This is a genomic window from Paracoccaceae bacterium (assembly GCA_019454225.1).
Taxonomy (GTDB): Bacteria; Pseudomonadota; Alphaproteobacteria; order Rhodobacterales; family Rhodobacteraceae.
Genome location: CP075370.1, coordinates 3961825 through 3984332 on the forward strand (window position 1 = coordinate 3961825; position 22508 = coordinate 3984332).

At 70.9% G+C, this 22508-nt stretch carries 25 protein-coding genes; 12 read left to right on the forward strand and 13 right to left on the reverse strand.

Features of this window, described 5'->3' with window-relative positions; all coding sequences use genetic code 11:
- Nucleotides 1–4 precede the first annotated feature (4 nt).
- A complete protein-coding gene (locus KF887_18850) occupies nt 5–565 on the reverse strand; it encodes a hypothetical protein (protein ID QYK41396.1) in 561 nt (186 codons plus the stop codon).
- Entirely contained in the window at nt 562–1524 is a 963-nt protein-coding gene (locus tag KF887_18855; protein QYK41397.1) for an aspartate carbamoyltransferase catalytic subunit, read from the reverse strand. The genes KF887_18850 and KF887_18855 overlap by 4 nt, the downstream gene beginning before the upstream one ends.
- Nucleotides 1525–1629: 105 nt before the next feature.
- On the opposite strand from KF887_18855, the gene KF887_18860 reads away from it, so the two are divergent.
- Genes KF887_18860 through moaB form a run of 3 tightly spaced genes read left to right on the forward strand, consistent with a single transcriptional unit; the run spans nt 1630 to nt 3617 of the window.
- Nucleotides 1630–2454: a uracil-DNA glycosylase gene (locus KF887_18860; protein QYK41398.1), complete on the forward strand. Its 825-nt coding sequence runs from the start codon at nt 1630–1632 to the stop codon at nt 2452–2454.
- A complete protein-coding gene (locus KF887_18865) occupies nt 2454–3071 on the forward strand; it encodes a LysE family translocator (protein QYK43657.1) in 618 nt (205 codons plus the stop codon). Before KF887_18860 ends, KF887_18865 begins: the two co-directional genes overlap by 1 nt.
- 3 nt (nt 3072–3074) lie before the next feature.
- Nucleotides 3075–3617 carry a molybdenum cofactor biosynthesis protein B gene (moaB, locus tag KF887_18870; protein ID QYK41399.1) on the forward strand — a complete coding sequence of 181 codons (543 nt, stop codon included), beginning with the start codon at nt 3075–3077 and terminating at the stop codon, nt 3615–3617.
- Nucleotides 3618–3652: 35 nt separating this feature from the next.
- Here the strand turns inward: moaB and wrbA are convergent, their stop codons facing one another.
- A complete protein-coding gene (wrbA, locus tag KF887_18875; protein ID QYK41400.1) occupies nt 3653–4249 on the reverse strand; it encodes an NAD(P)H:quinone oxidoreductase in 597 nt (198 codons plus the stop codon).
- Nucleotides 4250–4411: 162 nt separating this feature from the next.
- On the opposite strand from wrbA, the gene KF887_18880 reads away from it, so the two are divergent.
- Nucleotides 4412–5359, forward strand: a complete 948-nt coding sequence (locus KF887_18880) for a 1-phosphofructokinase family hexose kinase (GenBank protein QYK41401.1) — start codon at nt 4412–4414, stop codon at nt 5357–5359.
- A gap of 166 nt (nt 5360–5525) precedes the next feature.
- Here KF887_18880 and KF887_18885 read toward each other — a convergent pair whose 3' ends face one another.
- Nucleotides 5526–6479, reverse strand: a complete 954-nt coding sequence (locus KF887_18885; protein QYK41402.1) for an endonuclease/exonuclease/phosphatase family protein — start codon at nt 6477–6479, stop codon at nt 5526–5528.
- 88 nt (nt 6480–6567) lie between these two features.
- On the reverse strand, nt 6568–8223 hold the full coding sequence (locus KF887_18890; protein QYK41403.1) for an NAD+ synthase: 1656 nt from the start codon (nt 8221–8223) through the stop codon (nt 6568–6570).
- A gap of 126 nt (nt 8224–8349) precedes the next feature.
- Between KF887_18890 and KF887_18895 the strand changes: the two genes are divergently transcribed.
- Complete coding sequence (locus tag KF887_18895; protein ID QYK41404.1) at nt 8350–9807, forward strand: 2-isopropylmalate synthase; 1458 nt, start codon at nt 8350–8352, stop codon at nt 9805–9807.
- Between the two features lie 429 nt (nt 9808–10236).
- Entirely contained in the window at nt 10237–10902 is a 666-nt protein-coding gene (locus tag KF887_18900; GenBank protein QYK41405.1) for a DUF1062 domain-containing protein, read from the forward strand.
- Here the strand turns inward: KF887_18900 and KF887_18905 are convergent.
- A complete protein-coding gene (locus KF887_18905) occupies nt 10899–12428 on the reverse strand; it encodes a cryptochrome/photolyase family protein (GenBank protein ID QYK43658.1) in 1530 nt (509 codons plus the stop codon). The two genes, KF887_18900 and KF887_18905, sit on opposite strands and share 4 nt — an antisense overlap.
- Complete coding sequence (locus KF887_18910) at nt 12425–13090, reverse strand: SDR family NAD(P)-dependent oxidoreductase (protein QYK41406.1); 666 nt, start codon at nt 13088–13090, stop codon at nt 12425–12427. Before KF887_18910 ends, KF887_18905 begins: the two co-directional genes overlap by 4 nt.
- 158 nt (nt 13091–13248) lie before the next feature.
- Between KF887_18910 and KF887_18915 the strand changes: the two genes are divergently transcribed.
- Nucleotides 13249–13845: a 50S ribosomal protein L25/general stress protein Ctc gene (locus KF887_18915; protein ID QYK41407.1), complete on the forward strand. Its 597-nt coding sequence runs from the start codon at nt 13249–13251 to the stop codon at nt 13843–13845.
- A gap of 112 nt (nt 13846–13957) precedes the next feature.
- On the opposite strand, the gene KF887_18920 is transcribed toward KF887_18915, so the two are convergent.
- On the reverse strand, nt 13958–14275 hold the full coding sequence (locus tag KF887_18920) for an antibiotic biosynthesis monooxygenase (GenBank protein ID QYK41408.1): 318 nt from the start codon (nt 14273–14275) through the stop codon (nt 13958–13960).
- A 98-nt stretch (nt 14276–14373) separates the two neighbouring features.
- Here KF887_18920 and pth point away from each other — a divergent pair, with 98 nt between their 5' ends.
- The 4 genes from pth (at nt 14374) to KF887_18940 (ending at nt 17765) form a co-directional block, all read left to right on the forward strand.
- Nucleotides 14374–15087, forward strand: coding sequence for an aminoacyl-tRNA hydrolase (gene pth, locus KF887_18925; GenBank protein QYK41409.1), 714 nt, complete (start codon nt 14374–14376; stop codon nt 15085–15087).
- Nucleotides 15084–16115 (forward strand): DUF2332 family protein, encoded by a 1032-nt coding sequence (locus tag KF887_18930; protein QYK41410.1) that lies wholly within the window; start codon nt 15084–15086, stop codon nt 16113–16115. Before pth ends, KF887_18930 begins: the two co-directional genes overlap by 4 nt.
- A 90-nt stretch (nt 16116–16205) precedes the next feature.
- A complete protein-coding gene (locus KF887_18935; protein QYK43659.1) occupies nt 16206–17321 on the forward strand; it encodes a beta-lactamase family protein in 1116 nt (371 codons plus the stop codon).
- Nucleotides 17322–17387: 66 nt separating this feature from the next.
- Complete coding sequence (locus KF887_18940; protein ID QYK41411.1) at nt 17388–17765, forward strand: DUF2237 domain-containing protein; 378 nt, start codon at nt 17388–17390, stop codon at nt 17763–17765.
- An 18-nt stretch (nt 17766–17783) separates the two neighbouring features.
- On the opposite strand, the gene KF887_18945 is transcribed toward KF887_18940, so the two are convergent.
- The 4 genes from KF887_18945 to trpB all read right to left on the reverse strand — a co-directional run bounded on the left by KF887_18945 (nt 17784) and on the right by trpB (nt 20731).
- Entirely contained in the window at nt 17784–18284 is a 501-nt protein-coding gene (locus tag KF887_18945) for a helix-turn-helix transcriptional regulator (GenBank protein ID QYK41412.1), read from the reverse strand.
- Between the two features lie 30 nt (nt 18285–18314).
- Entirely contained in the window at nt 18315–18707 is a 393-nt protein-coding gene (locus KF887_18950) for a hypothetical protein (GenBank protein QYK41413.1), read from the reverse strand.
- A gap of 97 nt (nt 18708–18804) precedes the next feature.
- Entirely contained in the window at nt 18805–19260 is a 456-nt protein-coding gene (locus KF887_18955) for a hypothetical protein (GenBank protein ID QYK41414.1), read from the reverse strand.
- Between the two features lie 238 nt (nt 19261–19498).
- Complete coding sequence (trpB, locus tag KF887_18960) at nt 19499–20731, reverse strand: tryptophan synthase subunit beta (protein ID QYK41415.1); 1233 nt, start codon at nt 20729–20731, stop codon at nt 19499–19501.
- Nucleotides 20732–20984: 253 nt separating this feature from the next.
- Between trpB and KF887_18965 the strand changes: the two genes are divergently transcribed.
- Nucleotides 20985–21764 carry a DUF4394 domain-containing protein gene (locus KF887_18965; GenBank protein QYK41416.1) on the forward strand — a complete coding sequence of 260 codons (780 nt, stop codon included), beginning with the start codon at nt 20985–20987 and terminating at the stop codon, nt 21762–21764.
- Nucleotides 21765–21834: 70 nt separating this feature from the next.
- Here the strand turns inward: KF887_18965 and KF887_18970 are convergent, their stop codons facing one another.
- Complete coding sequence (locus KF887_18970; protein ID QYK41417.1) at nt 21835–22506, reverse strand: phosphoribosylanthranilate isomerase; 672 nt, start codon at nt 22504–22506, stop codon at nt 21835–21837.
- Nucleotides 22507–22508 lie beyond the last annotated feature (2 nt).

Here is a 22508-nt window from a genome sequence, read left to right on the forward strand (position 1 = left end):
CGCGCTAGCCCCCGATCCAGATCACAAGCGCGGTCAGCGCGAACATCACCGCCAGCGCCAGCATCGCCAGCATCCCGCCCATCCGCGCATCCGACCGGGGCGACCGCGTGGCAGGCGGCACGATGACCCCCTTTGCACCGCCTGCGGGCAGGGGCTCGAACCGCACCGGCGGCGCGCCTTCTTCCAGCCATGCCCCGATCAGGGTCAGCCGGGGGTCGGGTGTCAGCGTTGCGGGCCCGCCCACCGCGCCCGGCAGCAGGATCAGCACCGGTCCCCGCAACCCGTCCAGTCGGGTCCGGTCGTCGCGCAGCGCATCCCCGGGGATCGCATGCGCCTCGGCAAGATAGCCCGCCAGACCCATCTCTGCGGTATCGGCCGCATCGAACACCTCGACGCGGGCGGGGTCCAGCGTCGCCACCCCCAGAAGACCGGCCAGCCAGGCGGCGCGGTCGTGAACGGCCCTGACATCTTCGGTCAGCCGCCGGATGTCGGACATGGGCAGCGCCAGCGCAAAGACCCGCAGCACCCCGCGCTCTCCGGCAGGGATGACGATCTGCCCGGTCAAACCATCACCCCGACCGCCCGCCGCCCCCGTTCCTCGCGCAGGTTGCGCGCCAGAAGGTCCATGCAGGCCATGCGCACCGCCACACCCATCTCGACCTGGTCCTGGATCACCGAACGGTTGATGTCATCGGCCAGCGTGCCGTCGATCTCGACCCCCCGGTTCATCGGCCCCGGGTGCATCACGATGGCATCGGGTTTCGCCCTGGCCAGCTTTTCGGCGTCAAGGCCGTAGCGATGATAGTATTCGCGCAAGGACGGGATGAAGCCTCCGTCCATCCGTTCCTTCTGCAGGCGCAGCATCATCACGACATCGGCGCCTTCCAGCCCGGCCTTCATGTCGTCGGTCACCTCGCAGCCGAACTCGGCCACGCCGGGCGGCATCAGCGTCGGCGGCGCGATCAGGCGGATCCGGTTCTCCATCTTCCCCAGAAGGATCAGGTTCGACCGCGCCACGCGGCTGTGGGCGACATCGCCGCAGATCGCCACAGTCAGCCGCTGGATGCGCCCCTTGGCCCGGCGGATCGTCAGCGCGTCCAGCAGGGCCTGCGTCGGGTGCTCGTGCCGTCCGTCGCCGGCGTTCAGCACGGCGCAATCCACCTTCTGCGCCAGCAGGTTGACCGCCCCGGAACTGGGGTGCCGGACGACCAGCAGATCGGGATGCATGGCGTTCAGCGTCATGGCCGTGTCGATCAGCGTCTCGCCCTTCTTCACCGAGGACTGCGCCACCGACATGTTCATCACATCCGCGCCCAGCCGCTTGCCCGCCAGCTCGAAACTGGCCTGCGTGCGCGTGGAGGCCTCGAAGAACATGTTGATCTGCGTCATTCCGGCAAGGACGTTGGCCTGCTTCACCGTGCGCCGGTTCAGGTCGACGTAGCGGTCGGCAAGGTCCAGCACCGTGCGGATATCGTCGGGGGCCAGATGCTCGATGCCCAGCAGGTGACGGGCGCGGAAGGTCATCGGGTGGCATCCCCCTTGGACGTGACTGCCGCGCTTATAGAAACCCCGGACCATCCGGGCAAGCCGGGTTGCCGGTTCCGGGGCGCAGGCCTAGCGTTGTCGCCCATGGGAATCGACCTCGACCTGACACAGGCCGCCGGATGGCAGGCCGCCCTTGCCGCGCTCGACTGGCAGCGGGAGCTCGGCGTGTCCGAGGTGATCGGCGATGATCCGGTCGATGCCTATGCCCTGCCCGACGATCCGCCATGGCGAAACCGCCAGGCGTCCGCGCCGCGCCCCGCCGCCGCACCGGCTGCCGCAGCCACGGCCACGGCGCCTCCCGACGACCCCGTGGCCGCCGCCCGGGCGGCCGCGCGGGCGGCGCGCACGCTGCCGGACCTGCGCGCGGCGCTTGCGGCCTATGACCATTGCGACCTGAAGAAGGGCGCGAGATCGCTGGTGTTTTCCGACGGCCTGCCGGGTGCGCGGGTGCTGATCCTCGGCGAGGCGCCGGGCCGCGAGGAGGATCTGGAGGGGCGCCCCTTCGTCGGCCGCGCCGGACAGTTGCTGGACCGGATGTTCGCCGCCATCGGGCTGTCGCGCACCGCCCTTGCGCCAAGTAACGCGCTCTACATCACCAATGTCAGCCCCTGGCGCCCGCCCGCCAACCGCGACCCCTCGCCCGAGGAAATCGCGATGTTCCGCCCCTTCGTCGAGCGTCACATCGAACTGGCCGATCCGCAGGTGATCGTGGTCATGGGCAATACCCCGCTGTTCGCGCTGCTGAACCAGCGTGGCATCCTCAAGGCGCGCGGCACCTGGGCGCGGGCGCTCGACCGTCCGGTGATGCCGATGACGCATCCCGCCTACCTGCTGCGCAACGCGATCGCCAAGCGCGAGGCTTGGGCGGACCTTCTGGAAATCCGGGCCGTTCTGGAGAAGGGCCGATGATCGTCGAACCCGCGACCCTGCTCCTGTTCATTCCGGCCGCACTTGCGCTGAACCTGACGCCCGGGGCCGACATGATGTTCTGCCTCGGGCAGGGGCTGCGTGGCGGGCCACGTGCAGCCCTGGCTGCGGATGCGGGGATCGCCACGGGCTGCATCGTGCATGTCACCGTGGCGGGAGCGGGGCTGGGCGCGGCCGTGGCAGCCATGCCCTGGCTGTTCGAGGCGATCCGGTGGCTGGGGGTTGCCTATCTGCTGTGGCTGGCGCTGGCAGCGCTGCGGGCCGCCCCCGCCGCAGGCTGCGGCATGACGATCCGTCCCGGGCGGGCGTTCCGCCAGGGCTTTCTGGTGAACCTGCTGAACCCCAAGGTGATCCTGTTCGTTCTCGCCTTCGTGCCGCAGTTCGTGGACCCGGCACGGCCGATCCTGCCGCAGTTCCTGATCTTTGGCACCGTCATGGGAATCGGCGGGCTGATCGTGAACGGCGCCGTCGGGGTCTTTGCCGGCGGCATTGGCGCGCGGATGACGGGTTCGCCGGGGCTGGCGCGCTGGCTCGGCCGCACGACGGCCATGATCTTTGCCGGGCTGGCCGCCCGCCTCGCTTTCATGTCAAGGGGTTAGGCGTTGAACCGTATCGACGAGACCCGCGCGTTCATTCCGGTCCGTATCGCCGTCCTGACGGTGTCGGACACCCGGACGGCGGCCGAGGACCGGTCGGGCGACACGCTGGTGGAACGGCTGACCGGGGCCGGGCACCTGCTGGCAGCGCGCGATATCGTGCGGGACGAAAGGGCAGACATCGCCGCACTGTTGCGCCGCTGGATCGCCGATCCGGGTGTGGACGTGATCCTGACCACGGGCGGCACCGGCCTGACCGGCCGCGACGTGACGGTCGAGGCGCATCGCGACGTCTATGAGAAGGAAATCGAGGCCTTCGGCACGGTATTCACCATCGTCAGCATGCAGAAGATCGGCACATCGGCGGTGCAGAGCCGGGCCTGCGGCGGGGTGGCGGGCGGCACCTATCTGTTCGCCCTGCCCGGCAGCCCGGGCGCCTGCCGGGATGCCTGGGACGAGATCCTGAAATGGCAGTTCGACTATCGCCACCGGCCCTGCAACTTCGTCGAGATCTTCCCCCGCCTCGACGAGCACCAGCGGCGGAAGTAGGGGGGCCGAAGCCCCCCATGCGGTCGCCGGGATGGTCAGGCCGCCAGCTTTCCGGCGATGTCGACCAGCCGCCTTGCCTGGTGGGCGATGGCAGCTTCGGCCTTTTCGTCAAGGGCTTGGCCCTGGGTGTGGCTGTAGCCATAGGGGTTGCCGCCCGCCGCGAAGATCGCGCTGTCGGTATAGCCGGGCGCCGCGATGATCACGCCCCAGTGCAGGAAGGTGGTATAGAGCGACAGGAGGGTCGACTCCTGCCCGCCGTGCGGATTCTGCGCCGAGGTCATCGCGCTGACGGCCTTGTTCGCCAGCTTGCCGTGGAACCAGAGGCCCCCCAGCGTGTCGATGAAGGCGCGGACCTGGCTGGGCGCGCCACCGAAGCGGGTGGGCATGGACCAGAGGTAGGCGTTGGCCCATTCCATGTCTTCGGCGGTGGCCACGGGGATATGCGCCTGGGCGGCGGCGGCGGCCTTCCAGCCGTCCTGCGCGTTGACCACGTCGTCGGGCGCGGTTTCGGCGATGCGGCGCAGGCGGACTTCGGCGCCGGCGGCCTCGGCGGCTTTGGCGGCGGCTTCGGCCATCGCGCGGTTGGTGCCGTAGGTGGAGTAGTACAGGACTGCAAGCTTCACGTTGGCCATGGGAATTCTCCTTTGGGGTCAGCGCCTTGTTGTCAACATAGGTGGGCGGCGCGGGTTCTGCCATTCCGCAGGTTCGCGCGGAACATGTGCAGCGCTTCACAGCTTGCCGTGCGCGCGGGGGCATGGCAGCGTTAGCGCAATCACCAGCCCCCGAGGCCACGAATGACCCAGGTTCCGATCCTGACACTGACGCTCAACCCGGCACTCGACATGGCGACGGAGGTGGCCGATATCCTGCCGGGGCAGAAACTGCGCTGTTCCGATCCGGCCCTTGACCCGGGCGGCGGGGGGCTGAATGTTTCCCGTGCGATCAAGGCCTTGGGTGGTGACAGCCTGGCGCTTGTGGCACTGGGCGGGCTGACCGGCGACCGGCTGGCAGGGCTGATCCGGGCCGAGGGGGTGACGTTTCTGGCGTTGCTGGGGCCGGGCGAGACGCGGCAGTCGCTGACGGTGACCGAGGCGTCAAGCGGGCGGCAGTACCGGTTCATGCTGCCCGGGCCGGTCTGGGGCGAGGCGGAGCGGGCGCGGGTGTTCACCCTGCTGGGCGCGACGGCGCGGCCGGGCGGGATTTCGGTGATCTCGGGCAGCCAGCCGCCGGGCGTCCCCAAGGATTTCCCGGCGTTGCTTGCGGCCTCGATGCCGGACAGCCGGGTGGTTCTGGACACCTCGGGTCCGGCGCTGGCCGAGGCCGTGGCACATCCGATCCCGGGGCTGGAAGTGCTGCGCATGGATGGCGAAGAGGCCGAGGGATTGGCCGGGCATTCCCTGGAAGCGCTTGATCAGACATCAGAATTCGCGCGCAGCCTGGTCGGGCGCGGGATTGCCCGGCGCGTGATCGTGGCGCGGGGCGCGCATGGCAACCTGCTGGCTTCCGCCAGCGCCTGCCTGTTCGCCCCGGCGCCGAAGGTCCGGGTGCGATCAACCGTGGGGGCGGGCGACAGTTTCGTCGCGGCCTTCGTTCTGGCCATGGCGCGGGGTCAGTCGGATGCCGAGGCGCTGACCATGGGGTCGGCGGCGGCGGGGGCGGCCGTGATGTCGGACGCGACGCAGCTGTGCCGGGCGGAGGATGTGATGCGCCTGTTGCCGGAATGCACGGCGCGGACGGTGTAAACGCCTGCGGACGCTGGGTTAATTCCGGATGCCGGTGGATGGCGCCGGTCTGGTATCCGTCTGGCCTGCGTATGGCATGCGTATGGCATCCGTCCCGACAGGGCGTTCGCGGCGCCCTGTTAACCTGCAACGGCGAATCAGCTGGCCCGATGCCCGACGCGACCGGTCAGAAGGCGATTTCGGCCAGCACGGCGCGGTGGTCGGCGGGCCAGGGATCGACGGCAAGATCGCTGCGAGGTCCGGCCTCGCCCAGTATCCAGGCGTCCCGCACCACGAGGCCCGGCGCCCTGCCATAGGCAAAGTCGATCCGGTCGTGGTGATCCTCGGGGTCGGCCTCGTCGCCCCAGGGGGTCCAGGTGAAGGCCGGCCGTGCCACCGGGTCGGGGTGGCGGGCGCGGTAGAGATCGGTGAAGCCCAGATCGGCCAGGCGCCGCGACGCCGGCCAATCGACGGCGAGCGGGTGCAGCCCGGCCGTGGCCGCCGCCGCCGTCCAGTCGAGATGCGAGGGTTCGTTGAAATCGCCGGTGACAAGCACGAGGTCGGCGCCCTCGGCCACGGCCATGTCGGCGGCCAGAAGATCCATCGCGGGCCCCCGGGTCTGTTCGGCCCAGGTGATCGCCTCGGCCGCGGTGGTGACGAAGGGGGCCGGGCCGTATTCGATGCCGAGCAGCTGGTAGGGCTGGTAGGGTTCGTCATCCAGATGGATGTTGAACAGCCAGACCCGCCGCCCGTCCAGGTCGACGGCCACGCCCAGATCGCCCGGCGAGACCGCCACGATGGGGTGGCGCGACAGGATCGCGTTGGCCCAGAGTGCGGGGCTTTCGGTGACCTGCCGGTGGACGTGGTAACCCAGCGACGCGGCCAGATCCTCGGCCACCGAGGGGCCGGTGGCGCGGCAGTCCTCGGGCGTGCAGGGGTCGGGTTCGGCCGTCACCTCCTGCAGGCCGATGATATCGGGCGCCGCGGCGCGGATCGCGGCCAGCGTCGCCTCGGGGCCGGAGCCGTCGTTCAGCCCGCCGCCCCAGACGTTGAAGCTGAGGACGCGCAGCACGGTTTCCGCCGATGCGGGCGTGGCGAGGCCGAGGGCGGCGGCGAGGGCAAGCGACAGGGTGCGGTGCATGGGGCCTCCGGGGGGCGATTCCCGCGCAAGGCTAGCACGGCTTCGTGACGGCAGGCGACGGGCGCATCCCTGCCGGGGCCCGGCGGCCCTAGCGGTCGCGCCAGCGGTTCACGATGGGATAGCGGCGATCGGAACCGAAGGCCTTCTGCGTCAGGCGGGTGCCGGGGGCGGATTGGTGGCGCTTCCACTCGGCGCCATAGACCAGCGCCTGAACCCTGAGCACGGTGGCGCGGTCATGACCCTCGGCCACCACGTCATCGACCGCGAGATCGCGGTCGACCAGCCCGTTCAGGATGGCGTCGAGCACCGGATAGGGTGGCAGCGAATCCTCGTCCTTCTGGTCGGGGCGCAGTTCGGCCGAGGGCGGCTTGTCGATGATGCGGGGGGGGATGACCTCGCCCGCGGGGGCCTGCATCCAGGGGCGGTGGTTGGCGTTGCGCCAGCGGCAGGTGTCGAACACGCGCGTCTTGTACAGGTCCTTCAGCGGGTTGTAGCCGCCCGCCATGTCGCCGTAGATCGTGGCGTAGCCGACGGCCATTTCCGACTTGTTGCCGGTGGTCAGCAGCATCTCTCCGAAGCGGTTCGACAGGGCCATGAGCAGCAGGCCGCGCAGGCGGCTTTGCACGTTTTCCTCGGCGATGCCGGGCGGGGCGTCGCCGAACAGCGGCGCCAGCGCCGCGCCCACCGCATCCTGCGGGCCGGTGATCGGCACGGTGTCGAGCCGGGTGCCCAGGCGCCGCGCGCAATCGGCGGCGTCCTGCAGCGAATGGTCCGACGTGTAGCGCGAGGGCAGCATCACGCAGCGCACGTTCTGCGGCCCGATGGCATCGGCGGCGACCGCGGCCACCAGCGCCGAATCGATGCCGCCCGACAGGCCCAGCAGCACGCGGCGGATGCCGGACTTGCGCAGGTAGTCCGACAGCCCCACCACCATGGCGCGATAGTCGGCCTCGTGGCTGCGGGGGATCGGGGCCATCATGCCGGTTTCGGCCCGCCAGCCATCGGGCGTTTCGGTGAAATCGACATGGGTGATGCAGTCGTCGAACTGCGGCAGCTGGGCGGCGAGCCGCCCGCCGGGGTTCAGCACCAGCGAGGCACCGTCGAACACCTGGTCATCCTGCCCGCCGGTCATGTTGAGATAGACCAGCGGCAGGCCGGTCTCGACCACGCGGGCCACCATCAGGTTCAGCCGCTGGGTCAGCTTGCCGCGATGGTAGGGCGAGCCGTTGGGCACCAGCAGGATCTGCGCGCCGGTCTCGGCCAGCGTCTCGGCCACGTCGGGGTGCCAGGCATCCTCGCAGATCGGCACGCCGATGCGCAGCGGGCCCACGCGGACGGGGCCCGCCACATCGGCCGGGCTGAAGACGCGCTTTTCGTCGAAGACCCCGTCGTTCGGCAGGTGGTGTTTCAGCACCGTCGCGGCGATGCGGCCGCCCTGCAGGATGTGCCAGGCGTTGAACAGGCGCCCGTCGCGCAGGGCGGGGGCGCCGATGCCCAGGGCTGGGCCGTCGGCGGTGTCGCGGGCGAGCTGTTCCAGCGCGGCCTGCGCATCGCGGCGGAAGGCGGGTTTCAGGATCAGGTCCTGCGTCTGGTAGCCGGTGAGGAACATTTCGGTCAGCGCGACCAGATCGGCGCCCGCGTCGCGGCCCGCGGCCCAGGCCGACCGCGCGCAGTCGGCATTGCCCGCGAGGTCGCCCAGCACGGGGTTCAGTTGCGCCAGCGTGAGGCGGAAGGTGGCGGGCATGGCGGTTCCGGGGCAGCGATGTCGGCCCAGACCTAGCAGAACCGTGGGCGGGGGAAAGGGGCGCGGCGCTTGTCAGGGGGGGCGGGCGCGGCTAGGGTCCGGCCGCACGGAAACGGAGGGTGCCGGATGCGGGTCGGGAACGGATGGCGCGGTCTGGTCGCGGGATGTCTGGCGCTGGCCGCGCTGCCGGTGGCGGCGCAGGAGGTGCTGACCAAGCAGTACGATGACGGATCGGTCTATGAGGGCACGTTCCGCGACGGGCTGCCGGACGGGCGCGGCACCTACCGGCTGCCGTCGGGATTCGAATACGAGGGCGACTGGGCCGCCGGGCAGATCATCGGCCAGGGGCGCGCGCGCTATCCCTCGGGGTCGGTCTACGAGGGGGCCTTTGCCGCGGGCAAGCCCGAGGGCCAGGGCCGCATCGTCCACCCCGACGGCGGAAGCTATGAGGGCGAGTGGACCGACGGGCGGATGACCGGCGAGGGCACGGCGCGCTATGCCGATGGCACGGTGCATGCGGGGCGGTTTGCCGATGGCGTGCCGGACGGGCCGGGGGTGCAGATGCCGCCGGGCGGGGCACGGTTCGAGGGAACATGGGTTCAGGGCGTGCTGCAGGGCGAGGCGCGCATCGCGTTTCCGGACGGCGCGGTCTATGCGGGCGCGGTGGTGGACGGCCAGAGATCGGGACGCGGCACGCTGACCACGCCCGAGGGGCTGACCTATGAGGGCGACTGGCGCGACGGCCAGATCAACGGCGAGGGGCGGCTGACCCAGCCCAACGGCGATGTCTACGAGGGCACCTTCGTCAACGGCCAGCGCGAGGGGACGGGCCGCGTGAGCTATGCCAACGGCGACAGCTACGAGGGCGGGTTCCGGGCCGACCAGCGGCACGGGCGCGGGGTGTTCCGCGGGCCCGACGGCTATGCCTGGGATGGCGACTGGGTCGAGGGGCGGATCGAGGGGCAGGGCCGGCTGAGCTATGCCGATGGCGCGGTCTACGAGGGCGCGGTGGCGGGCGGCGAGCCCGAGGGCGCAGGGCGCATGACCTATCCCGACGGCACGGCCTTTGAGGGCACCTGGGCGCGCGGCGTGATCGCGGGGCGCGGCCGGGCGACCTATGCCGGGGGCCAGACCTATGAGGGCGAGATCGCCGAGGGCAAGCCGCAGGGCCAGGGCACGATGACCTGGCCCGATGGCACCCGGCACGAGGGTGCCTGGGTGGCGGGCGAGCGCGAGGGGCCCGGCACGGCCACCTATCCCGACGGATCGGTCTATACCGGGGGCTTCCGCGCCGGGCTGCGCGAGGGGCGGGGCGACCTGACCATGCCCGACGGGTTCCGCTATTCCGGCGACTGGGTGGCGGGCGCGATGGAGGGCAGAGGCACCGCGACCTATGCCACCGGCGATGTCTATGAGGGCGGTTTCCTGGCCGGGCGGCGCCACGGGCAGGGCGTGCTGCGCTATGCCTCGGGCGAGGTGGCGGCCGGGGAATGGACCAACGGCCTGCTGACCGGGCCCGCCGCACCGCCGGCGCCCGCCGAGGAACCGGCCGAGGCACCGGCCACGGGCGCGACGCAACCCTGACCGGCCCGGACCCGGGGGCGGGGTTCGGGCCCCGGGGCGGCCATTCCCGATCCGGTCGGCCGGGGCGGCGGCCTTGGTGACTGCGGGGCGAAGGCCTGCATCGGCGGCCTGCGCGAATCTTCGGTGTTGAAAATCCGGCCGATGCCGGTATCTGGCGGGCAGCGCAGGTTCTTGCCGAGGTTCCGCCTTGCCGTCGTAATGCCCGGTCTCATCGCTGAACCAGAACACCGGCCCGGGAAGCTGACGGCTTCCGGGGCTTTCATGATGTTCGCGGGACGGCGGGCCTGAGACCGGACTGGCGAAGCAAGCCCGTGCGTCCGGACAGGTCCGGAACATCCCGCCGCAACCTGTCATCCCGCCACTCCGCACCCGCAAGGGGTGATCCGGCCCGTCGCCATGGCGAACTTCCGAACGGAAGGCCAAGGCACCATGACCGGCACGATCTGCGCCACCTGGACCATCGACCCCATCACCCGACCCAGACCACGACGACATTGCAGCACCTGCGGCACGGCGCGGCTGTTCCGATCCAGCGGCAAGGTCCGGCTGAACGCCAGCGGCCGGCGGCTGGACGCGTGGCTGATCTACCGGTGCGAGACCTGCGACCGGACCTGGAACCTGCCGCTGGCCGAGCGCGTGGCGGTCGCCGCGATCGCGCCGGGCGATCTGCAGGCGATGCAGCACAGCGATCCCGCCTGGGTGCGTGCGCGCGAGGACGATCAGGCCCTGTTGCGCCGGTACTGCGACAGCATCGACCTCTCGCCGGACCTGACGGTGCGGATGACGGTGGAGGGTGCGGTGCCGGATGACTGGGCGGTCGTCCTGCTGACGATCGAGGCGCGGGGGCCGACCGGACAGCGGCTTGACCGCCTGCTGGCGAGCCGGATCGGGGTTTCCCGGTCCGCCGTGCAGGCGATGCTTGCGGCGGGCGGGCTGGAGGTTCCCGGTCCGTCGGGGCGGCCGCTGGGCAGGCCGGTGAGCGGCAGGATGCGCCTGCGGTTCGTGGCCTGCCGGATGACCGGGGACCAGCGCGAAAGGGTGACAGCCAGCCTGCGCGACGGGCGACCGGGGCCGGCGCCCGATGGCATGGGCTAGACCACCCCGCCCGCGTCCAGCCGGGCGAGGATCGCGGCGGCGTCGGACAGGACGGTGTCGCGGTGGCCCTGATCCATCCGGTCCCAGGTGCGGTACATCTGGGCCATGCGGGGGTTGCCTGCGAAACGGTCGCGGTGGCGGAGCAGGAAATCCCAGTAGAGCGGGTTCAGCGGGCAGGCGCGTGGCCCGGTGCGGTCCTTCACGCGGTAGTGGCAGGTGGCGCAGTGGTCGGACATGCGGTCGACATAGGCGCCCGAGGCGGCGTAGGGCTTTGACGCCACCACGCCGCCGTCGGCGAACTGGCTCATCCCCAGGGTGTTGGGGGCCTCGACCCATTCCACCGCGTCGATGTAGACCGACAGATACCAGTCGTGGACCTGCGCGGGATCGACCCCCGCCAGCAGGGCGAAGTTGCCGGTGACCATCAGCCGCTGGATGTGATGGGCATAGGCCATGTCGCGGGTCTGGGCCACGGCGGCGCGCAGGCAGGCCATGCGGGTGTCGCCGCCCCAGTAGGCGGCGGGCAGCGCGCGGGTGGCGGCCAGCGCGTTGCGCGCGGTGTAGCCCGGCCCTTCGCGGTGCCAGATGCCGCGGATGAATTCGCGCCAGCCGATGATCTGGCGGATGTAGCCTTCGGCGGCATTGATCGGCACGCGGCCCGCCTGCCATTCGGCCTGCACCCGTTCGCAGACCTCGCGCCATCCCAGAAGCCCGAGGTTGAGGCTGGAGGACAGCAGCGAATGGCTGAGCACCGGGTCATCGGCCAGCATCGCATCCTGTTCGTCGCCGAAGCGCGGCAGGGCGTGGATGGCGAAGTGGTCGAGCGCGCGCAGCGCCTGTTCCCGCGTGACGGGCCAGCGGAACGGGCGCAGTCTGCCGAAATTGCCGGGAAACCGGGCCTCGACCAGGGCCAGGACCTGTTCGGTGACGGCATCGGGGGCAAAGCGCAGCGGCGGCGCGCGCAGCAGGTCGGGCGCGGCGCGCTTGCGGTTGTCATGGTCGAAGTTCCACTGGCCACCCGCGGGCTTGTCGCCCTCCATCATCAGGCCGGTCTTGCGGCGCATCTGGCGATAGAAATACTCCATGCGCAGAACGCTGCGGCCTGCGGCCCATGCGGTGAATTCGGCTTCAGAACAGAGGAACCTGTCGTCGGCAAGCTGGGTGACCGGAACCGGGCAGGCGTCAAGCGCGGCGATCAGGCGCCAGTCGCCGGGACGGGTGGCGATCACCTCGGCCGCGCCATGCCGGGCCGCCCGCCGGATCAGCTCGCCGGGGATCGACTGGGTGTTGTCGGGATCGTCCAGCCGGGCATAGGCGACGCGCCACCCGTCGCGCCGCAGGTCGTCCGCGAAATGGCGCATTGCCGACAGGAACAGGGCGATCTTCTGCGGGTGGTGGGGGGCATGGGTGGCCTCGGCCATCACCTCGGCCATGACCACGATGTCGCGCGCCGGATCGGCGGCGCGCAGGGCCGCGACGGCGGGCGTCAACTGATCGCCCAGCACCAGGATCAGGCGGGGTTTCACCACGGGATGCGCCTGCCCTGCCCGTCGAAGAAGCCGCCGCTGTCGGCCGGGGCGAGCGCCGAGATCACGGCCAGCAGGTTGGCGGCGGCGGCGTCGGGCGCGATGGTGTCGCGGCCCGCATGGAACGCCGCGCCGAAGCCGGTGGCGACGGTGCCCGGATGCAGCGCGGCGACGATGGCGTGGCGATGGGTCCGCGCGACCTCGATCGCGGCGGTGTGCAGCATCTGGTTCAGCGCGGCCTTGGATGCCCGATAGGAATACCAGCCGCCCAGCGCGTTGTCGCCGATCGACCCCACCCGGGCCGAGAGCGCGGCAAAGACCGCGCGGCCGTCGCGCGGCATCAGGCGCAGGGCGTGCTTCAGCACCAGGATCGGGCCGGTGGCGTTCAGCGCGAACTGCGCGGCGACCTGCGCGGGGTCAAGCGCGCGCAGGGTCTTTTCCGGGCCCTGTCCTGGCGGGGCCAGCGCGCCCGTGGCCACGAACACCATGCCGAAGGGCGGATCGAGCGGGGCCAGCGCCGCAGCCACGGCCGCCTCGTCGGTCACGTCGAGGCCATGGCTGCGGCGGGAGAGGCCGGTCACGTCCCAGCGCTCTGCCGCCAGCCGCGCCGCCATCGCCGCGCCGATCCCGCCCGAGGCACCGATCACCAGGGCCCGCTGCATGCCGTTCTCCACCTGTTGCCGGGCGCAGGTAGGGCGCGGGCGCACCGTGGCCAGACGGCGCGGATTTCCCCTTTCGCCCCCGACGAATCGCCGCTATACGCCGCCGGTCCGCGCCGCACACCCTTGGAGGGCGGCGGACGTAACCTATGGAGAACCTCATGGCTGGCGAGATCCCCGATCTTCAGGCCGAGGCACGGACGGGGACAGGCAAGGGGGCCGCCCGTCAAGCTCGTCGCGAGAGCTACGTGCCCGGCATCGTCTACGGCGGCGGGAAAGACCCGCAACCGATCAACATCAAGTACAACTACCTGCTGAAGAAGCTGAAAGAGGGCCGGTTCCTCTCGAAGCTGTGGAACCTCAAGGTCGAGGGGCAGGAAGACGTGCGGGTCATCGCGCGCGCCGTGCAGCGCGACGTGGTCAAGGACCTGCCGACCCATGTGGACCTGATGCGCCTGCGGCGCACCAGCCGCATCAACCTGTTCATCCACGTGAACTTCATCAACCACGAGGCCGCCCCCGGCCTGAAGCGTGGCGGCACCCTGACGGTTGTGCGCCCCGAAGTGGAGCTTGAGGTCACGGCGGGCGACATCCCGGAAGGGATCACCGTGGACCTGACCGGCCGGAACATCGGCGATGTCATCCACATCAACGACGTGACGCTGCCCGCAGGGGCCAAGCCCACGATCGACCGGAACTTCGTGATCGCCAATATCTCGGCACCCTCGGGCCTGCGTTCGACCGACAACGAAGCCTGATCGACGCCGCAAGGTTGACGGATCGCGGCGCTGCCCCCAGGGGCGGCGCCGTTTTCGTTCCGGCGGGCCACGGTGCCGTCCGGCGGGATGGCGCGGACCAGGGCGACGCGCGCTATCCCCTGCCGATGGACTGGACCGACTCGAACAGTTCCAGTTCCGGCGGCCCCGCATAGATGTCGCGGCTGTCGCCCGCGCCGCGATGGGCGGCCCGGAACGCATCGGATTTCGTCCAGGCGGTGAATGCCGCCTCGCTTTCCCACATCGTGTGGCTGGCATAGAGGCGGTGGCCATCCCGTTCCGGGCCCTTCATCAGATGAAAGGCGACAAAGCCGGGCACCTGCGGCAGGTGGCTATCGCGGCCCGTCCAGACCGCCTCGAACGCGGCCTCCTGGCCCGGTTTCACCCTGAAACGGTTCATCGTCAGATACATCGCCTGGTCCTGCTGCCTGCGGTTTCCGGCTGGACGCGCGGTCTGGCTCGCGGCACAGGATCGGGCTATCAGGGGGCAGGGTCAAGCGGGGTGCGGCAATGCGGCTCTGGGTCGGTCTGGGCAATCCGGGCACGAGACACGCGGGCAACCGCCACAACATCGGCTTCATGGCGGTCGACCGGATTGCCGCCGACCATGGCTTTGCGCCCTGGCGCCGGGGATTCCGGGGGCAGGTCACCGAGGGGCGGCTGGGGGCGGAAAAGGTCGTGCTGCTGAAGCCCGAGACCTACATGAACCTGTCGGGCGAGTCGGTGGGCGAGGCGATGCGGTTCTGGAAACTGGCGCCGGGCGATGTGACCGTGTTCCATGACGAGCTTGACCTTGCCCCGGGCAAGTGCCGCCTGAAGCAGGGCGGCGGCCATGCCGGACACAACGGCCTGCGGTCGATCCACGCCCATATCGGCGAGGCCTATGGCCGCGTGCGGCTGGGCATCGGGCACCCGGGGCACAAGGATGCCGTGGCGGGCTATGTGCTGCATGACTTCGCCAAGGCCGATGCCGACTGGCTGGACGACCTTCTGCGCGGCATGTCCGACGGCGCCCCGGCGCTGGCGGCGGGCGATGCGGCGCGGTTCCAGAACGCGGTCGCGCTGCGGACCGCACCGCCCCGTTCTGGAACCGGCAAGGAGGGCACCGGCAAGGAGGGCACCGCGCCCGCGACGCCCGCACCCGCCCGGCCTGCGGAACCCGGCACCGAACCCGCGGCCGAAGCCAGATCACCGCTGCAGCGGCTGATGGACAGGTTCCGTTGAGCGCGGCGATCCGCGACGCCTTTCGCGCGCAGGCACGGGCCTGCGCGGCGCTGGGGTCGGCGCTGACCGCGCGGTTGCTGGACGGGCTGGCTGCGGCGCTGGCGGCCGATACCGCCACGGGGCGGCGCGTGCTGCGGTGGCAGGGCGACCCGTCGGCATCGGGCGATGCGGTGGCGCTGCGGCTGGCGGGGGGCCTGCATGCGCTGGTCCTGTCGGGGCGCGATGCCGGGCTGGCGGCGGCCTACGCGACGGGCGAGCCTGTGGCGGCGGCGATGGATGCCATCGCGCGGCACGATGCCTTCCTGCTGCGCTGGCTGGACAGCCCACCCCAGACGAACGAGGTGCGCCGCTCGGCCGCCCTGATCGCGGCGGCGCATTGGCTGCACGCCCGCCATCCGCTGCCGCTGCTGCTCAGCGAGCCTGGGGCGAGCGCCGGACTGAACCTGATATGGGATCGCTATGCGCTGGTGGTGCCCGGAGCATCCTGCGGGCCGGCCGATGCGGTGCTGACGCTGGCCCCCGAGTGGCGCGGCGCGGCACCCCCTGCCGCGGCGGCCGTCCGCATCGCCGGCCGGGCGGGTGCCGACCTGAACCCGCTGGACCCCGCCGCCGACCGGCTGCGCCTGATGTCCTATGTCTGGGCCGACCAGCATGACCGGCTGGCCCGCACCGCCCGCGCGGCGGACGAGGCGGCGCGACTGCGCCCGCCGGTGGCGCGGGCCGATGCGGTGGACTGGCTGGCCGAGCGGCTGGCGGAGCCGCGGCCGGGGCAGCTGCACCTGATCCAGCACAGCGTCATGTGGCAGTATCTGTCCGCCGAGGCGCAGGCACGGGGGGACGCCGTCATCGCCGCCGCGGGCGCAAGGGCCACGTCCGGGGCGCCGATGGCCCGCGTGGCGATGGAGGCCGACGGCGACGGCCCCGGCGCAGCGCTGACCGTCACCGTCTGGCCGGGCGGCGTGTCCCGGGCACTGGCCCGTGTCGATTTCCACGGCCGCTGGATCGACTGGCGGTCAAGTCCCGGATGATCGGGGCTTGCGGGACGCGCGCGCGCCGTGCTGGATGGCCGCGCAAACCGGAGCCCGACCATGTTGCGCCGCCTTTTCCTTTCGCTGCTGATGTTCCTGCTGCTGATCGGCGGCCTTGCCTTCTGGAAGCGTGACGAGATCGCACGGCTGCGGTCGGTGCTGACGCTGTTCGACGAAGGGCGGATCGTGGCGAACTTCAGCGCGATGGACCGCGCGTTCCAGACGCGAAGCCTGACATCCGCCAGCCCCGCCCCCCGCCCCCTGCCCCCGGGCGAACCGCTGGCCCTGCCGCCCGAGACCGCGCAGTGGATCGCCGCGCGCAGCGTGACCGCGCTGGTGATCCTGAAGGACGGGCGGCTGGTGCACGACAGCTATCACCTGGGCACGCAGGCGGGCGACCTGCGCATATCGTGGTCGGTGGCGAAAAGCGCCCTGTCGGCGCTGTTCGGCATTGTCGAGGCCGAGGGCGCCTTCGACAGCCTGGACGACCCGGTGACGCAGTACGTTCCGGCGCTGGTGGGCACCGCCTATGACGGGGTGACGGTGCGGCATGTCCTGACGATGACATCGGGCGTCGCCTTTGACGAGGACTATCTGAAATTCAGCAGCGACATCAACAGGATGGGTCGCGTCCTGGCGCTTGGCCGGTCGATGGACGGGTTTGCCGCCGCGTTGCAGGACCGTGCGGCGGCACCGGGCGCGCGCTGGCAGTATGTGTCGATCGACACGCATGTCCTGGGCATGGTGATCCGGGGCGCGACCGGGCGCGACCTGGGCGATCTGATGGCCGAGCGGCTGCTGGGACCGCTGGCGCTGGAGGCGCCCTCGGCCTATGTGACCGACGGGCATGACGAGCCCTTCGCGCTTGGCGGGTTGCTGATGACCACGCGCGACTACGCGCGGCTGGGCCAGATCATGCTGGAGGGCGGCGCGGGCATCGTGCCCGAGGCATGGGTCATGGCATCGACCGCGCCGCAGGCCCCCACCCCGCCGGGCGAGATGGGCTATGGCTACCAGTGGTGGATTCCGCCCGGAGCGGAGCCGGGCGAGTTCCAGGCGCAGGGGATCTATGGCCAGTATGTCTATGTGAACCGTTCCGCCGGGGTGGTGATCGCGGTCAACGCGGCCGACCGGGGGTTCCGCGAACCGGGGGTCGAGGCGGCGAACATCGCCATGTTCCGGCGCATCGCGGGGCTGTTGCGCTAGCGCGCGCGGAGGCGGTGATCGACATTGCCGGCGGCGCCGCTATCATCCCGGCAGAGGAGACGCAGGATGCAGGAACCTTCGCTGAACGTGCTGGGCGGCCCGCTGGAGCCGTGCTCGACCGATCCGGTCACCGGGTTCTTCCGCAATGGCTGCTGCGACACGGGCCCTGCCGACCGCGGCAGCCATACGGTCTGCGCGGTGATGACGGCCGAGTTCCTGGCGCTGTCGAAGTATCTGGGCAACGACCTGTCAACCCCGCGCCCGGAATACGGATTCAAGGGCCTGAAGCCCGGCAACCGGTGGTGCCTGTGCGCGGCCCGGTTCCTGCAGGCGCATGACGAAGGCGCCGCGCCGCAGGTGAACCTGGCGGCCACCCACGCCCGCGCGCTGGACATCGTGCCGATCGAGGTGCTGCGGGCGAACGCGCTGGACCCCGCCGGCTGACCCCGCGGCAGCGCGGCGCTATCCGGGCGGCCCGGCGTCGTCGCGCATCATGTCCTCGATGAACAGCGCCAGCAGCTGGCCCCTGCCGGTGACGCCCGCCTTGCGGTAGATCGCGGCCGTCTGGGCCTTGACCGTGCCTTCGGCAACGCCGCGCAGCGCGGCAATCTCGGCCGTGCTCATTCCCTTGATGGCAAAGGTCGCCACATCGGCCTCGGCCGGGGTCAGGCCCCAGCCGTCGAACCGTTCCGCCAGAAGGTCACGAAAGGCGATGCCCGCCCGGCGCAGCCGCGCCTCGGCCGCTGCGCGCCCCCGCGCGGTCCGGTGCAGCGCGAGACCGCCCAGCACAAGCCCCAGCACAAGGCCCAGTGCCGCGCCGATCTCCAGCATCTCGCGGGTCCGCCAGCTCAGCGGGGTCGACCGCAGCGACAGGACCGAGGACAGCACGTCGCCCACAAAGAACACGGCGCACAGACCCTGCACGGCCAGGATGGCGATGATGACCGGACGGCCGGTCACCATGGGCGCACGCTCGGGCCAGCACCCCGCCGGTCAGTCATCGTCACCGCCGCGTCCGCGCCCCCGGCCGCGCCCCTGCCCGCCGTCGTCATCACCGTCGCCGTCGTCATCCTCGTCGTCATCGTCGTCATCGTCGTCATCCGCCGACCCTGTCAGTCGCCCCGAGGTTTCCGACCGGCCGTCCGACCGGGGAACCCAAAGATCGCGCAGGATCTCGCCGGTTCGCGGATTCAGGATGATCTCGCGCTCGGCGCTTGCGCCTTCCGCCACGATCCGCGTGCGGCCCAGCATCGTGCTGGTCACCGTGATCTCGTCATAGCCCAGCCGCCGCAGGTCACGCAGCACCCGGTCCAGCGGAGAGTCGGCCAGGGCAGGACCGGCGGCGGCCAGACCGGCCAGGGCTGCAAGAAAGGCACGGCGATTCATCCTGCGGTTCCGTTCCCACCGGGCCCGGTCATCCGGGCAGATGCCACTCTATCGGCGCGGAAAGGACGGCGGCAAGCGCCGCCGCCCCGTCTCGCGGTCAGTCGTCGTCGCCGCCACGGCCGCGCCCGCGGCCCCGGCCGCCGTTGTCGTCGCCCCGGTCATCGCCATCGCGGCTGTCATCGCCGCCGCGCCCGCGCCCGCGGCCATGGCCATCGCTGCCGTCATCATCGGATGCGCCGTCATCGCTGCGCGCCGAGCGCAGGAAATCGCGGTCGCGCGTGTCGATCTCGATCCCGGCGCGGGCGCCTGCGGCGACCGTCTCGACCTCGCGCTTCAGCACCGAGCCCGAGGCGTTGTCATAGACCACCTCGACCTTCTCGGTGCCGCGGATCGCCTCGACCTTGGTCTGCGTCGGCCCGGACTTCACCTCGATCCGGGTGAAGCCTTCGGCCGAATAGCTGTCGATCAGGTCCTGCGCCGACAGCGCAACCACGGCCGGGGCCGAAAGCAGCAGCGTGGCGAACGCGGCAGGGATCAGATGGCGTAGGGTCATGTCAGGTCTCCTTCCTTGGGGCGGCGGTGCGTCATGACCGCGCCGGGCATCGCCCGATGCGGCGACAGGACCGGGAAACCATGGCAACCGGGGCCTGCGGAATTGGCCACGGGATGATGCGCCGAACCATTCCCCGCCGGGCCTAGTCGCCTAAACCGGGGGTTATGCGGGGGTTGCGGGCATGAAAACGCCCCGCAGCGGGGCTGCGGGGCGCGGGAAGGACGGTCGCGACGGTCCGTCACACCTTCATGTCAAATCCCAGATGCTTGGCCACGGTGAAGATGTCCTTGTCGCCCCGGCCGCACATGTTCATCACGATGATGTGGTCGCGCGGCAGGGCCGGGGCGATCTTCATCACATGGGCCAGCGCGTGGCTGGGTTCCAGCGCGGGGATGATCCCCTCCAGCGCGCAGGACAGCTGGAACGCCTCCAGCGCCTCGGCGTCGGTGATGCTCACATATTCCGCGCGGCCGGTGTCGTGCAGCCAGGCATGTTCCGGCCCGATGCCGGGATAGTCGAGGCCCGCGCTGATGCTGAAGCCTTCGAGGATCTGCCCGTCACCGTCCTGCAGCAGATAGGTGCGGTTGCCGTGCAGGACGCCCGGGCGCCCGCCGGTGAGGCTGGCGCAATGCTGCATCCGGTCATCCACGCCCTTGCCGCCCGCCTCGACCCCGATGATCCGCACCGAAGGGTCATCGAGGAACGGATGGAACAGCCCCATCGCGTTCGATCCGCCGCCGATCGCCGCGATCACGGTGTCGGGCAGCCGCCCTTCGCCTTCCAGTTCCGCCAGTTGCCAGCGCACTTCCTTGCCGATGATCGACTGGAAATCGCGCACCATCGCCGGATAGGGGTGCGGCCCCGCCACCGTGCCGATGCAGTAGAAGGTGTCGCGCACGTTGGTCACCCAGTCGCGCAGCGCGTCGTTCATCGCATCCTTGAGCGTGCCCCGGCCCGAGGTCACCGGCACCACCTCGGCCCCCAGCAGCCGCATGCGGAACACGTTCGGCGCCTGCCGTTCGACATCATGCGCGCCCATGTAGACCACGCATTTCAGCCCGAACTTGGCGCAGACCGTGGCCGTGGCCACGCCGTGCTGGCCAGCACCCGTTTCCGCGATGATCCGCGTCTTGCCCATGCGGCGCGCCAGGATGATCTGGCCCAGCACGTTGTTGATCTTGTGGGCGCCGGTATGGTTCAGCTCGTCCCGCTTCATGTAGATCTTCGCGCCGCCCAGATGGTCGGTCAGCCGCTCGGCGAAATACAGCGGGCTGGGGCGGCCCACATAGTGCTTCCACAGCCAGTCCATCTCGGCCCAGAACGCGGGGTCGGTCTTGGCGAACTCGTACCGCTCTTCAAGGTCGAGGATCAGCGGCATCAGCGTCTCGCTGACGAACCGTCCGCCGAAGATGCCGAACCGGCCCGCTTCGTCGGGCCCCGTGCGAAAGCTGTTGATGCGGTCGTCGGGCATGCTGTCCTCCCCTTTGGCGGTTGGGTGTAGCGCCCGGGGGGGCGGTCGTAAAGGCAGGCGGTTGAAAGGCCGCAGTCGGGTCGCAGTCGGGCCGCAGTCGGGCCGCACCCGCAGACCGGCGGCCGTTCACGCGAATCCTGCCGCCGCTCGCGGTCTCGTGACCCGGCATGGTGAAACTCCGGCATCGCCGCGTCCGTTCCTGCCGATGCTGAACGGGCGCACCCCGCGCCCTCCGCCAACCATGGAGTGACACATGACACGGACCCTCGCAGCCCTGCTGGCCACCGCCGCCTTCGCCGCCCCCGCCGCCGCCGACACCGCGCTCGGCCTGGCCGGCGACCGCACGCTGGTGATGATCGACACTGCCACCGCCGCCGTGACCGGCACCGTCGAGGTGCAGGGCGTGAACCGCCTGCTGGGCATCGACTGGCGCCCGGGCAACATGACCGTGATCGGCGTGACCGACGAACAGGCAATCGTGGTGATCGACCCGGCCACGGGCGCAACCACCCCGCTGTCGCAGATGAACACGATGCTGCCGGTTGCCGATGGCATGCCGGTGATCGTCGACGTGAACCCGGCCGCCGACCGCCTGCGCTTCATGTCGGGCAGCGTGAACCACCGCGTGAACATGGACACCGGCGAGGTGACGGTGGACGGCGCGCTGAACTGGGAAGCGGGCGATGCGAACGCGGCGGCCATGCCCATGGTGGCGGCAACCGCCTACATCAACAGCCACGGCAAGCCCGAGAAGACCGCGATGTACAACATCGACACCGGCCTTTCCGCCCTGCTGCAGCAGACCGCGCCGAACGACGGCACGAACAAGACCATCGGCGCCCTTGGCGTGACGCTGGAGGGCCCGGTTGCCTTTGACGTGGGCACCACGGCCGACGGCACCAACACCGCCTGGCTGGCGGCGATGGGCGGGCTGCACACGCTGGACCTGACCAGCGGCAAGGTCACCGGGTCCTGGGGCATCACCGGCACCGCCGAGGCGATCCGCGACCTGACGATCCTGCCCGCGATGTGACTGCTGGCGGCAAGGCGGCATCCGCCGCCTTGCCCTGCGGGCTCCGGTCCGCGCCCGGGGCATCGCCCCCCTAGCGCAGGATCGGGACGCCGCCTGCGCCGATGCCCTGCGCCGCCTGCACGAAGGCCGCGATCCTGGCCGGGTCCTTGATGCCGGGCGCGCTTTCCACGCCCGAGGATACGTCGACCTGCCGCGCGCCGGTCAGGCGCACCGCCTGCGCCACGTTCTGCGCGGTCAGCCCCCCGGCCAGCATCCAGGGCCGCAGCCATTTCCGCCCGACCAGCAGCCGCCAGTCGAAGGCGACCCCGTTGCCCCCCGGCAACGCGGCCCCCCTGGGCGGCTTGGCGTCGATCATGATCTGGTCGGCGGCCAGCGAATGCTCCATCAGCTCCGCCAGATCACCCTCGTCCGCCACACCCAGCACCTTCATCACCGGCAGGCCATACCGCGCCCTGACCTCGGCCACCCGATCCGGCGTCTCGTGGCCGTGAAGCTGCAGCATGTCCAGCGGCATCGCCGCGACGATCGCATCCAGCGCGGCGTTGTCGGCATCGACGGTCAGCCCCACCTTGCACAGCCCCGGCGGCGCAGACACGGCCAATGCGCGGGCCTCCTCCAGCGTCACGAAACGCGGCGATCTGGGAAAGAAGTTCAGCCCGACATAGGCTGCCCCGGCCCGCGCCACGGCAGCCACATCCTCCGGGCTGCGCAGCCCGCAGATCTTGACCCGCACATCCGTCATGG

Excerpts from the sequence above, each read along its gene's own strand:
- KF887_18945 (QYK41412.1), bottom strand. The coding sequence starts at position 18,284 with ATGGTGACCGGCCGTCCGGTCATCATCGCCATCCTGGCCGTGCAGGGT.
- KF887_18955 (QYK41414.1), bottom strand. The coding sequence starts at position 19,260 with ATGACCCTACGCCATCTGATCCCTGCCGCGTTCGCCACGCTGCTGCTT.
- KF887_18880 (QYK41401.1), top strand. The coding sequence starts at position 4,412 with ATGACCCAGGTTCCGATCCTGACACTGACGCTCAACCCGGCACTCGAC.
- KF887_18970 (QYK41417.1), bottom strand. The coding sequence starts at position 22,506 with ATGACGGATGTGCGGGTCAAGATCTGCGGGCTGCGCAGCCCGGAGGAT.
- KF887_18860 (QYK41398.1), top strand. The coding sequence starts at position 1,630 with ATGGGAATCGACCTCGACCTGACACAGGCCGCCGGATGGCAGGCCGCC.
- KF887_18885 (QYK41402.1), bottom strand. The coding sequence starts at position 6,479 with ATGCACCGCACCCTGTCGCTTGCCCTCGCCGCCGCCCTCGGCCTCGCC.
- KF887_18940 (QYK41411.1), top strand. The coding sequence starts at position 17,388 with ATGCAGGAACCTTCGCTGAACGTGCTGGGCGGCCCGCTGGAGCCGTGC.
- KF887_18935 (QYK43659.1), top strand. The coding sequence starts at position 16,206 with ATGTTCCTGCTGCTGATCGGCGGCCTTGCCTTCTGGAAGCGTGACGAG.
- pth (QYK41409.1), top strand. The coding sequence starts at position 14,374 with ATGCGGCTCTGGGTCGGTCTGGGCAATCCGGGCACGAGACACGCGGGC.
- KF887_18915 (QYK41407.1), top strand. The coding sequence starts at position 13,249 with ATGGCTGGCGAGATCCCCGATCTTCAGGCCGAGGCACGGACGGGGACA.
- KF887_18950 (QYK41413.1), bottom strand. The coding sequence starts at position 18,707 with ATGAATCGCCGTGCCTTTCTTGCAGCCCTGGCCGGTCTGGCCGCCGCC.
- KF887_18890 (QYK41403.1), bottom strand. The coding sequence starts at position 8,223 with ATGCCCGCCACCTTCCGCCTCACGCTGGCGCAACTGAACCCCGTGCTG.
- KF887_18900 (QYK41405.1), top strand. The coding sequence starts at position 10,237 with ATGACCGGCACGATCTGCGCCACCTGGACCATCGACCCCATCACCCGA.
- wrbA (QYK41400.1), bottom strand. The coding sequence starts at position 4,249 with ATGGCCAACGTGAAGCTTGCAGTCCTGTACTACTCCACCTACGGCACC.
- KF887_18855 (QYK41397.1), bottom strand. The coding sequence starts at position 1,524 with ATGACCTTCCGCGCCCGTCACCTGCTGGGCATCGAGCATCTGGCCCCC.
- KF887_18910 (QYK41406.1), bottom strand. The coding sequence starts at position 13,090 with ATGCAGCGGGCCCTGGTGATCGGTGCCTCGGGCGGGATCGGCGCGGCG.
- trpB (QYK41415.1), bottom strand. The coding sequence starts at position 20,731 with ATGCCCGACGACCGCATCAACAGCTTTCGCACGGGGCCCGACGAAGCG.
- KF887_18965 (QYK41416.1), top strand. The coding sequence starts at position 20,985 with ATGACACGGACCCTCGCAGCCCTGCTGGCCACCGCCGCCTTCGCCGCC.
- KF887_18895 (QYK41404.1), top strand. The coding sequence starts at position 8,350 with ATGCGGGTCGGGAACGGATGGCGCGGTCTGGTCGCGGGATGTCTGGCG.
- KF887_18920 (QYK41408.1), bottom strand. The coding sequence starts at position 14,275 with ATGTATCTGACGATGAACCGTTTCAGGGTGAAACCGGGCCAGGAGGCC.